Raw genomic sequence first — 7,635 nt, 5'->3', positions numbered from 1 at the left:
CGTCCTGACCGGCCGCGCCCATCCGCTTGAGCTTCTGCCACGGCAGGCGCGCGCCCGCGATCGCGGTGATCACCGACTGGATCACGACGAGGTACATCAGCTGCCGGTACACGATCGGCTGCAGGATGACCGCCCACAGCGGCCGGAAGCTCTCCTTGTCGAGCCGGAACGCGATCACCGCCGGAACCAGCTGCAGCGCGAGGAACCCGAACCATGCGAAAGCGCCGCGCAGCGGGTCTGTGAACAGGCTGAGCAGGGCGAACAGGTCGATCGCGGGCGCGAGCATCGGCAACGCGACGGTGTACAGGAACAGGTACGGCAGCCCGCGCCGGCCGAGCTTGCCGCCGAGACCGCGTTCGAAGATCGCGCCGCGGTGCTTCCACATCGCCTGCAACGTGCCGTAGCACCAGCGGTACCGCTGCCGCCACAGCTGGCCGAGGCTCGCCGGCGCCTCGGTCCACGCGCGCGCCGAGTTCTGGTACAGCACGGACCAGCCGGCGCGTTCCAGCGCCATCGTGAGGTCGGTGTCCTCGGCGAGCGTGTCCTCCGGGACGCCGCCGACCTCGTGCAGCGCCTCGACGCGGAACCCGCCGACCGCGCCCGGCACGGTCGGCATGCACTCCATGACGTCGTACATCCGCCGGTCGAGGTTGAAGCCGATCACGTACTCGATGTGCTGCCAGCGCCCGAGCAGGCCGGACCGGTTGCCCACCTTGGCGTTGCCGGACACCGCGCCGACGGCCGGATCGCTGAACGGCTCGATCAGCTCGGCGACCGTGTCCGGTTCCAGCACGGTGTCGCCGTCGACCATCACGACGAGCTCCGTGCGGCAGTGCCGCAGACCGGTGTTCAACGCGGCCGCCTTGCCCGCGTTGGCCTGCCGCAACAGGATGACCTTGCGCAGGTTGAGCGACCGCACGACCTCGACGGTGCGGTCGGTGGACCCGTCGTCGACGACGATGACCCACACGTCGCCGCGGCTCGCGAGGATCGTCCTGATGGTCTGCTCGATGCCCGCTTCCTCGTTGTACGCGGGCACGATCACGGTGACCTGCTGCGGCCGCAGCCTCGGCGCGTGCTTGCCGGGCTTGCGCAGGGCGTGGATGAGCGTCGTGCCGAGCAGCAGCACCGCGCGGGCCAGCGCGAGCACGCTGGAGATGATCACGAGCCACTTCATCAGCTCGGTCGCGCCGCGGGCGGCGCGGACGGCGATCGACACCGCCATGCCCTCGGCCCGGTCCACCAACGTCGCCCTGGTGTCCGGGACGCTCAGCGCGGCTCCCGCGGTGGCGAACGCGAAGCCGCGTTCCTTCAGCTGCGGCACCAGTTTTCCGAGCGCCTCGACGGTCTGGGCCCGGTCTCCGCCGCCGTCGTGCATCAGCACGATCGCGCCGCGGTCGCCCTCAGGGGCAGCGGACTTGAGGATCGAGTCGACGCCGGGGTTGCGCCAGTCCTCGCTGTCGCGGTCGGCCAGCAGGACCAGGTGGCCCTCGTCGACGACCCTCCGGACGCCCACGAGGTCCTCGTCGTCCAGCGCGTCCGGGCTCGACGAGTAAGGCGGCCGCACCAGCGCGTTCGACCGTCCCGTGGCGCTCGCGACGACGAGGCCGGTCTGGCTCAGCTCGACGCGGGTGCGCCCGAGGCCGACCTTGCCCAGGTCGACGTGCGTGAACGTGTGCAGGCCAACCTCGTGTCCCTCGTCGGCCATGCGTTCGACCAGGTCCGGGTGCTGTGCCGCGGCGGCGCCGGTGACGAAGAACGTGGCGTGGATCCCGTTGTCCCGCAGCACTTCCAGGATCTTCGGCGTCCACACCGGGTCCGGGCCGTCGTCGAACGTGAGCACGACCGTCCTGTCGGGGACGCGGCGGGACGTGAGGTCCCTGCCGTCCGAGCCGATCAACGGCCCGCCTTCGCGGACGGCCTGCGGCACCGCGCCGTTCGGACCGGCCGTTGGCGCCTCACCCTGGCCGACCTGCTTGATGACGAGCGCGTCCAGCAGCAACAGGCCGAGTAGCACGATCATGCTGAGCGCCAGCAGGACCCAGTGGGCTCTCGGCTTGCTCACTTCGTCTTCCCCGGCGCGGTCGGCCGGTTCGTCGCGCCCGGTGCCTCGTCGCGATGGCCGTTCGGCTCGGTGGTGGTAGTCGTCGTGGCCGTCGGTGGCGTAGTGGTCGTCTTCACCTCGCTGGGCGCCGAGCTCCCGGCGGTCGTGGTGCCGGGCTCGTCACTCGTGGTGATGCCGGGTGCCGGGGTCTGCACGAGCTTCGGCTGGTCGACCTGCGGCGCGACGGGCAACAGCGTGTTCGGCTTGATGGGCCCGCCACCCAGCGCGATCGCGAGCAACACCAGGTAACCGACGACCGCGGCGGCCGCGACACCGATGCTGATGCGCAGCAGTTTTCTCCGTCTTCCACTGGGGTCGACGAAGACAGGTCTGTCCGAAGGAGCGGCGGCGTTCGTCATGGGCGGCAGGGAGGGTAACCCGCGAAGGTTGCCGTCTCAAAGAACGATCACTTCGTCCGGCCGGGCGGCTTGGTCGGCGGGCCCTTGCGCTTGGTTTCCGTTGGCGACACAACATCTGTTGTCGTGACGGCGGGTTCACTCGGGGTCACCGATTCGCCGATCGCCGTGGTGGTCTCCTCGACCGGTGACGGGGTGGGGGCCAGCGTCGGCTGGTCGACGCCGGGCACGGGAACCATGGTGTTCGGCCTGCTCGGCCCGTCGGTCCCGGCGGAGGCGAGCACCACGACGAAGCTGATGACGGCACCGGCGACAGCACCGATGCCCAAGCGCGGCAGCTTTCTTCGCAGGTTCGGCATGGGCGGCAGGGAGGGTAACCCGGCGCGGTCGCCGTTCCAAGGCCCAGCTACTCGATTTCCTTGCGCTTCTTGCGCTTCGGGCCCTTCACGTCGACGCCGGCCATGATGGCGAGCCCGGTGATGCGCACGGTCGGCGCGCCGGGGATGTTGCGGGCGGTGGTGCGGTTCTCGAACGCGCCCATCAGGCCGAACCCGTCGACCCGCACGTTGACGTCGTCCGGCACCCGGATGTCGACGCCGCCCCAGAACGCGAACACGCTGATCGTCGTCTCCATCGCCTCGAACCGAGCCGCGGTGAGGTCGATGGAGACGCCGCCCATGATCGCGACGGCCGTGTGCATGCGCGGCACGACCCAGTCGCCCTTGCGGTCGACGCCGGACATCACGCCGATGCTGACCGAGCTGCCCGGCACGCCGCCGATCCGGCTGTTCACCGGCATCACGGGCTGCGCCTGCGGGACTCCGCTCAACACGAGGTCCGCCGTGAGCGGCGCCAGCTCGCCGTAGGTCTTGGCGGCGTAGACGGCGGCGAGCCGCTCGTCGAGCTCGTGGATGTCCAGGCGGCCCTCGGCGGTCGCCTTGTGCAGCACCTGTGCCACGCGTTCCCGGTCGGCGTCCGAGGCGCGCAGGTTGCTCTGGTCGGCGGGTACCAGCTCGTCGCTCACCCAGCCGAGTCTAGGCCTGGTGACCCGCGGAAACTCAGCCTTTCCGGCCAGGAGCAAGGGCCACGGTCAGCCCCAGCGCGATCACGAGGGTTCCGGCGACGACGAACGCCCACGACTGGTGGTTCATCCAGAGGTGCGGCAGCACACCGATCAGGACGGAGACGGTCGCGCAGACACTGAAGATCACGAGCGGGGACTCGCACAGTGGCCGGACCCGTTTCTGCTCGACGGTCACGGTGGTACCTCCGGGGGATTCGTCTCAACTGGGCGTCTCTTCTCCCTATCTCGGAGACGACTTGTCGACACTTGACTCCCGAATAGGCTGATTGGCGTACCTGATCAGGTGATCTGTACGTACCGCCATCGGCTGATGATCTACGTCATCTTGTGTACCCCGATCAGCGGGTTGTCCGTCGCTGTGCGCAGCAGAAAACTGGGAATGGTTCAGACCAGCACGCCGCCCCGAACTGGTCGCGCTCTCGCGACGAAGGGCACGGGACATGCGTTCGACAGCATTGATCGCGGCGGCTGCGCTGGTCGCCGGGCTGTTCACCGGCGGCATCGCACACGCGTCACCACCACCCGCCGGCGGTCAGACCGTCACCCTGATCACGGGTGACCGCGTCACGGTGACCAAGGCGCCCGGTGGGAAGCAGACCGTCCGGATCGAGCCGGGAGCCGGCCGTGCCTCGCAGGTGTTCTTCAGGCAGGCCAAGGGAGATCGCCTGACCGTGCTGCCCGGCGACGTCGCCGGCCGCGTCCGGTCCGGACAGCTCGACCGTGCGTTGTTCGACGTCACCGGCCTCATCGAGCAGGGCTACGACGATGCCTCGCGCACCGACCTGCCGGTGATCGTCTCCGGTGGCGTGCACGGCGCTTCCGTGACGCACGAGCTGTCCAGCATCGGCGCCGTCGCGGCACGGGTGCCGAAGGGCGGGTTCTGGGCGTTCGGCTCCTCGCGGGTCCGGTTGGACCGCAAGGTGAAGGCGTCGCTCGACCAGAGCGTGCCGCAGATCGGCGCGCCCGCCGCGTGGCAGGCCGGGTACACCGGCAAGGGCGTCAAGGTCGCCGTCATCGACACCGGCTACGACCGCGCGCACCCCGACCTGAAGGACGTCGTGGTGGCGGAGAAGGACTTCACCGGTGAGGGCGTGCAGGACGGCAACGGCCACGGCACGCACGTCGCCTCCACCGTGGCCGGCCAGGGCGTTCGTTATCGAGGCGTGGCACCGGACGCACGGCTGGTGATCGGCAAGGCGCTCGACAACGACGGCTCCGGCACGGAGTCCGACATCATCGAGGCGATGGAATGGGCGGTCGAGTCCGGTGCGCGCGTGGTCAGCATGTCGCTGGGCTCGTCGTCGCCGAGTGACGGCACGGACGACATGTCGCTGGCCGTCGACAACCTCAGCAAGAAGGGCGTGCTGTTCGTCATCGCGGCGGGCAACGAGGGGCCGGGCGCCTCGATCGGCGCACCCGGTGCCGCTTCCTCGGCGCTGACCGTCGGCAGTGTGTCCAAAAAGGACGTCATGTCGGAGTTCTCCAGCCGTGGCCCGCGATCCGGCGACTACGCGGTCAAGCCGGACGTGGTGGCACCCGGTGAGGACATCACCGCGGCCCGCGCCGGTGGTGGTTATGTGGCTTACTCGGGTACGTCGATGGCGACCCCGCACGTCGCGGGCGCGGCGGCACTGCTGGCGCAGCAGCATCCACAGTGGACCGGGGCGGAGATCAAGAATTCCTTGACGTCGTCCGCACATTCCGTGACCGGTTCGGTGTACGCGCAGGGCAACGGCCGGGTCGACGTGGCACGTGCGGTGTCCCAAACCGTTGCGGCGTCGGCGAACGCGAGCTTCAGCCTGGTGCGGTGGCCGCACGGTTCAGGCAAGCCGGAGACCAGGTCCGTCACCTACACCAACTCCGGCGACGCCGCAGTGTCGTTGTCGCTGTCGTTCAGCTCCGATGCTCCAGCGGGTGTTCTCACGTTGTCCGCGGACAAGGTCACGGTGCCCGCACGCGGCACCGCTTCCGTTGAGCTGCGCAGCAATCCGGGCCTGCTGAAGGTCGGTAAGTTCAGCGGTCGCGTGGTGGCTTCGGCCGGGTCGACGGTGCTGCAGACGACCGTCGGCATCACCGCCGAGGCCGAGAGCTACGACATCACGGTCAAGCTGATCGACCGCACGGGCAAGCCGGCGAGCGACGACCGTGAGCACAGCGTCGACCTCCTGGGTTCCGCGGGCGAGGGCTCGATCTACGTCCAGGGCGGGCAGGGCACGATCCGCCTGCCCAAGGGCACCTACCGCCTGGGCGCGATGATCACCGGCGCGAAGGATGCGACCCTCGCCGGTGATCCTTCGCTGACACTGACCAAGAACACGACGGTGACCCTGGATGCCCGGCGCGGCAAGAAGTTCACGGTCCGCCCAGCGCGTACTTCTTCGATGGAGCTGTACCGGTCGTTCGGCGCCGTCCTGGGCACGGTCGAGGGCAGCACGACGGCCCTCGGCGTCTACGTCCAGGACCGTTCGGTGCAGCTGTACTCGGCGGCGGCGTCGGGCGGCACGGCCGACACGTTCATGACGACTTACGACGCTCAGCTGGCCGACGGCCTGGACGCGGACCTGGTCGCCCGCGGGCCGTACTACACCCTGGTCAAGTACTGGCCGGGCAAGATCCCGGCCGGTGCCAACGTGGTGCAGCGCGACGCCGACCTGGCGCGCGTGCACGCGACGTTCAGCAGCAAGAACGGCAAGTCGGGCCTGGTGGTGCGCGAGCTGGTCGGCTTCGCGCCGCTGCAGGTGTTCGGCAGCAGCGCTGTGACGCGAGTGCGGCAGCCGGGCGACCGGGTCGAGTTCTACACGGCGGGCCGCGACCTGTTCTGGATCAACTCCCTGTACCGCGAACCGGGCCAGATCGGCGGCAACCCGCCGTCGCCATACGGCATCGTGTGGGCCACCGTCTTCGGCTACCGCGCGGGTTCCTCCGTTGAACCGTGGAACGGTGCGGTCGAGGGCCCTGGCCTGCCGTCGCCGGCTTCCGGCATGCCCGGTCCCGACGAGAACCTGTGGGTCGGCCACTGGGGCGACACCCTGGACGGCCGGCTCCCGCTGTTCGCCGACACGGGCCAGTACCAGTTCACCCGCCCCGACCCGGCCGTCCGCGGTGGCTGGACCGTGTTCCGCGACGGCGTGGAGGTTGCATCGAACTCCACCTATACGGGTTTTTCGGCCCCCGCGGTGCGTGGTGACGCCGCCTACCGCATCGTCGGTCGCGCCACGCGTTCCGTGCCGTGGTCCGAGCTGTCCACCGAGGTCTCCGGCACTTGGACGTTCCGGGCCGCCTACGCCGGCGGTTCGTCGGCCACACGAGTCCCGGTCCTCGCGGTCAAGTTCGCGCCCGCGCTGGACAGCTACAACCGGGCTCCTTTGGCGCCGCGCACCTTGGTGCCGTTGCGGGTGGAACGGCAGGGCGGGACGGCGGATCTGCCGGTGACCGAGCTGACCGTGCGGGCTTCCTTCGACGATGGCGTCACGTGGGTGCCCGCGCCTGTTGTGCGGGTCGGGAAGGGTGGGTATGCCACCGTCACCAACCCGCCCGGCGTGTCCGGGTTCGTGTCGTTGCAGGTGTTCGCCAAGGACAGCGGCGGGAACAGCGTGGAGGAGAAGGTGATCCGCGCCTACCGCCTCGGGACCTGATCAGTAGAGGCCGGGGTGCTCGATCAGCCGGCGGCCGTCGGACAGGATCTGTTCGGCGGCCGCGATCGCCGCCTTCGCTTCGGCGGGCTCGGCCTGCTCGCCGGGGAAGGCGGGGTACTCGAGTTCGTTGCGCCGCCTGCGAAGCGTGCCCAGTTGTGCGAACGAACCGCCGAACTGGTCGCGCACGGCGTCGGACACGGCCGTGTGGCCCCCGGCCTGGGTGGGGCGAAGTCCTTGCTGGGCAAGCAGAGCCGTGCCCGCGAACCGGGCGGCGTCATACGCCAGGCAGAAAGCGGACTCCGGGTCGTCATCAACGATCTGCTTGGCGGTGTTCAGCTTGCGGTCGGCCTGGCGCAGCCATGGGTCGCCAACGGCGGCCGCGCCGGTGACGCGATCCAGGTGTCGCTGGGCGAGCAGGTCATCGATCGTGCCGCTGCCCCGGTTCCATCGGCTCAC

7 protein-coding genes are annotated in these 7,635 nt (G+C 69.7%); 1 reads left to right on the top strand and 6 read right to left on the bottom strand.

From position 1 onward, the window contains the following. The 5 genes from QSK35_RS12190 to QSK35_RS12170 form a co-directional block, all read right to left on the bottom strand. On the bottom strand, window positions 1–2,065 hold a 2,065-nt coding region (locus tag QSK35_RS12190), incomplete at its 3' end, for a bifunctional polysaccharide deacetylase/glycosyltransferase family 2 protein (protein ID WP_285745374.1). After that, window positions 2,062–2,463: a hypothetical protein gene (locus QSK35_RS12185; protein ID WP_285745372.1), complete on the bottom strand. Its 402-nt coding sequence runs from the start codon at window positions 2,461–2,463 to the stop codon at window positions 2,062–2,064. The genes QSK35_RS12190 and QSK35_RS12185, both read right to left, overlap by 4 nt. A 47-nt stretch (window positions 2,464–2,510) precedes the next feature. Continuing rightward, a complete protein-coding gene (locus QSK35_RS12180) occupies window positions 2,511–2,819 on the bottom strand; it encodes a hypothetical protein (protein ID WP_285745370.1) in 309 nt (102 codons plus the stop codon). Between the two features lie 47 nt (window positions 2,820–2,866). Then, a complete protein-coding gene (locus QSK35_RS12175; protein WP_285745368.1) occupies window positions 2,867–3,484 on the bottom strand; it encodes a DUF1707 SHOCT-like domain-containing protein in 618 nt (205 codons plus the stop codon). 34 nt (window positions 3,485–3,518) lie between these two features. Then, a complete protein-coding gene (locus QSK35_RS12170; protein ID WP_285745366.1) occupies window positions 3,519–3,719 on the bottom strand; it encodes a hypothetical protein in 201 nt (66 codons plus the stop codon). Between the two features lie 265 nt (window positions 3,720–3,984). On the opposite strand from QSK35_RS12170, the gene QSK35_RS12165 reads away from it, so the two are divergent. Then, the gene (locus QSK35_RS12165; RefSeq protein ID WP_285745364.1) at window positions 3,985–7,179 is read left to right on the top strand and encodes a S8 family peptidase; all 3,195 of its coding nucleotides are present in this window, start codon (window positions 3,985–3,987) and stop codon (window positions 7,177–7,179) included. Here the strand turns inward: QSK35_RS12165 and QSK35_RS12160 are convergent, their stop codons facing one another. Next, window positions 7,180–7,635 carry a HEPN domain-containing protein gene (locus QSK35_RS12160; protein WP_285745362.1) on the bottom strand — a complete coding sequence of 152 codons (456 nt, stop codon included), beginning with the start codon at window positions 7,633–7,635 and terminating at the stop codon, window positions 7,180–7,182.

It is taken from the genome of Lentzea sp. NBRC 105346 (assembly GCF_030269605.1).
GTDB lineage: Bacteria > Actinomycetota > Actinomycetes > Mycobacteriales > Pseudonocardiaceae > Lentzea.
Note: the sequence above shows the minus strand (reverse complement) of the source record. Positions and strands in the feature narration are given on the sequence as shown.